This is a genomic window from Xenorhabdus sp. NBAII XenSa04 (genome assembly GCF_963866145.1).
GTDB lineage: Bacteria > Pseudomonadota > Gammaproteobacteria > Enterobacterales > Enterobacteriaceae > Xenorhabdus > Xenorhabdus indica.
Map to the genome: position 1 here is coordinate 1 of NZ_CAWMEB010000156.1, position 2,166 is coordinate 2,166.

A 2,166-nucleotide genomic window follows, 5' to 3' on the forward strand; every position below is an offset into this window, starting at 1 on the left:
CTGAAGTGAGTGACCACCCAATACGAAAAAGTTGTCATGAATACCGACCTGACTGACACCTAGCACTTCTTGCCATAATTGACTGATTTTTTTCTCCATTTCATTTCTTGGCGCAACATAATCTTGTTGACGGAAATCATTTTCATCTGGGACAGGTAATGCTTTTTTGTCCACTTTGTTATTTAACGTAAGTGGCATTCGCTCCAGTGGAATATAAAGGCTTGGAATCATGTATTCCGGCAGTTGTTTTTTCAGTGCTGATTCGAGTTGTTCTGAAAGTTCAGCTTTAATCTCTGAGTATTGGGAGATGTTTTCGGTACTAAGGTTTTCGATATTAACTTGCAGGACTCTTTCGCCCAACCAATCTGCGGTTGGGCAAACATAGGCAATCAATCTTTTGTCTTTATCGTTCCCATAAGTAATAACCGCAGCGCTGCTTAAGGCATCATGTCCCGCCAGTGCAGCTTCGATTTCTCCTAATTCAATCCTGAATCCTCTCATCTTGACTTGAGAGTCAATCCGACCAATAAATTCCACATTTCCATCAGGCAGCCAACGAGCTAAATCCCCCGTGCGATATAAACGTTGGGATTTGTCCGTCAAATCAGTAATAAATTTCGTTGCGTTCGTTTCAGGCGCATTCAAGTACCCACGTGCCAGTTGGATGCCACCAATACATAATTCCCCCGCAACACCAATAGGAACTAGATTGCCTGATGGATCAAGAATACGGATAACGGTATTAGGCAATGGTTTCCCAATCGTAATTTTGTCATCAGTTATTAAGCCCGAAGTCACAATGGCAGTACATTCTGTCGGGCCATATGCGTTGAACAGTTTTCTGCCCTGTAACCAACGAACAGCAATTTGTGGTGGTACAGCTTCCCCCGCTAAAAGCAAGGTTGAAACGGAACGCCATTTGTTAAAATTCAGGTAAGGCAGCAAAGCAGGTGGTAATACAGCATGGGTAATCTGTTTTTTTTCCACTAACTCATCCAACCATTCAGGGGTATGCTGTTGGGTTTCTGAAATTAAATAAAGTGTTGCGCCATACGCCAGTGTCATAGATATTTCTAAGATCATGGCATCAAAGCTCCAGGAAGCGAACTGCAATCCACGGCTATACGAATCAACACCAAATAATTCTGCCTGTGAAAGTGCCAGATTCACCCACCCTTTATGTTCCAGCATCACCCCTTTCGGTTTACCCGTAGAACCTGAGGTATAAATGACGTAAGCCAGACTGTTTTCAGTTAGTTGAAATGGGCGTTCAACGATATTGTCCGTAGGCATGTGCTGCAATTGTGACTGTATTGCCTCAGTATCTAAACAGACGACTTTTTGCTGGCTGATTGGGAGTTTTTCTATCAGATGTGCTTCAGTCAGGATGAACTTAGCTTCGCTGTGTTCCAGCATATATTGAAGACGAGAGGTCGGATAGCCAGGATCTAACGGCAGATAGGCCCCACCGGCTTTAATAATCCCCAATAGTGCTACAACAGCGCGCAATGAACGAGGAATACAGAACGCAACCAATGTTTCTGGTTTGATATTTTGTTCTATCAAATAGTGAGCAAGTTGGTTGGCCTGTTCATTTAATTCCTGATAACTCAATGAATTACTGCCAAAAACAACGGCTGTCTTTTCAGGATGCCGGGCAGTTTGTTCCTCAAACAGTTCATGAAAACAGCCGCCATGCTGGCTATGATCCTGTAGCCCATTCCATTCATGTAATAAAGTATGTATTTCAGTCTCTGCTAATAGCGGAATGTCATGAACAGAGGGTTCTTTGTGTATCAAATCTGAGCCGATACGTGGCTTCATCACTCTAACAATATTAGCAAGCAAAGTTTCATAATTGGCAAGTAATCTTTCGATAGTAATATTTTTGAATAGGCTGCTGTCATAAACCCACAAAAAAGATAATCCTCCCTCCTCTTCTTCATAAATATGAATTTCCAAATCAAATCGGACTTTCAAAAGCAGACGCTCTTCAATCTCAATATTATTATCCCGCGCTAACGTTGTACCTTGCTGAGTATTTTCCAGAGTAAAAGCGATTTGGAATATAGGGTTATAATTTAAGTTTCGTCCCGGACTGATTTTTTCTACCAGCATTTGAAATGGCAGATCTTGATGTGCATAAGCATCCAGAATGGTACGACT

The 2,166-nt window shown here is 42.0% G+C and carries 1 protein-coding gene; it reads right to left on the minus strand.

Features of this window, described 5'->3' with window-relative positions:
- The coding region (locus AAC147_RS07025) for a non-ribosomal peptide synthetase (RefSeq protein WP_047686126.1) at positions 1 to 2,166 on the minus strand (2,166 nt) is incomplete at both ends.